We start from the raw sequence: 681 nt of genomic DNA on the forward strand, positions 1-681 counted from the left end.
AACCGCAGCCCCGACGCCTCACCCAGCCGGTTCCGCAACTCCACCGCGAGCAGCGAGTCGAAGCCCAGCTCCTTGAACGGCTGGTCGGCGCCGATGAGCGCGGTGTTCGCGTGTCCGAGGACCGAGGCGACGTGGAGGCGAACGAAGTCGAGCAGTTCGACCGGGCGCTCGCTCTCGGGCAGCTCCGCGATGCGGCGGGCGAGAGCGGAGGTGCCGGTCTGCGTCTGCGCGGCACCGGCGGTGCGCCGGGCGGCGGCGGGCACGAGGGCGCGCAGCAGCGGCGGCAGGGTCCCGGCGGTGGCGCGGGCGCGCAGGGCGGCCCAGTCGAAGCGGACGGGCACGAGGTGCGCGTCGTCTCCGGTCGCGGCGGCGGCGAAGACGGCGAGTCCCTCCTGGGCGGTGAGCGGGAGCATGGCCAGGCGGGAGACGCGGGCCAGGTCGCTGTCGCGCATGTGGCCGGTCATGCCGCTGGCGTCGGCCCACAGGCCCCAGGCCAGAGACGTGGCCGCGAGCCCCTCGGCCCGCCGCCGCTGCGCCAGGGCGTCGAGGAAGGTGTTGGCCGCGGCGTAGTTGGCCTGGCCCGTGGTGCCGAAGACACCGGCGCCGGAGGAGAAGAGGACGAACGCGGTGAGGTCGGCGTCGCGGGTCAGCTCGTGCAGGTTGACCGCCGCGTCCACCTTC

General features: G+C 75.3%; 1 protein-coding gene. It reads right to left on the minus strand.

The genetic code is table 11. The annotated features are described in order from the left end of the window. Nucleotides 1-681, minus strand: a 681-nt coding sequence (locus ACYVO2_RS37290) for an acyl carrier protein (RefSeq protein ID WP_461012567.1), incomplete at both ends; no start/stop codon positions are given.

Source organism: Streptomyces capparidis, assembly GCF_054782095.1.